A 308-nucleotide genomic window follows, 5' to 3' on the forward strand; every position below is an offset into this window, starting at 1 on the left:
AGCGTAATAGCTCACTGATCGAGTCGTCCTGCGCGGAAGATGTAACGGGGCTAAGCCATATACCGAAGCTGCGGATGCGTGCGTTCCTTTAAGCGCACCACGCTTGTCGCTGCGCAGCAGCGACAAAGCACCCAACAATGATCGTTGGTGGGTGAGTCGTGGTGGATTTAAAGGAACGTACGCATGGTAGGAGAGCGTTCCGTAAGCCTGCGAAGGTGCGTTGAAAAGCGTGCTGGAGGTATCGGAAGTGCGAATGCTGACATGAGTAGCGATAAAGGGGGTGAAAGGCCCCCTCGCCGTAAGCCCAA

General features: G+C 55.5%; 1 rRNA gene. It reads left to right on the plus strand.

What is annotated here, in order from left to right:
• Positions 1-308 (plus strand): 23S ribosomal RNA (locus AB4Y44_RS42575); the annotation flags it as partial.

Origin of the sequence: Paraburkholderia sp. BR10937, assembly GCF_040965695.1 — a bacterium.
Taxonomy (GTDB): domain Bacteria; phylum Pseudomonadota; class Gammaproteobacteria; order Burkholderiales; family Burkholderiaceae; genus Paraburkholderia.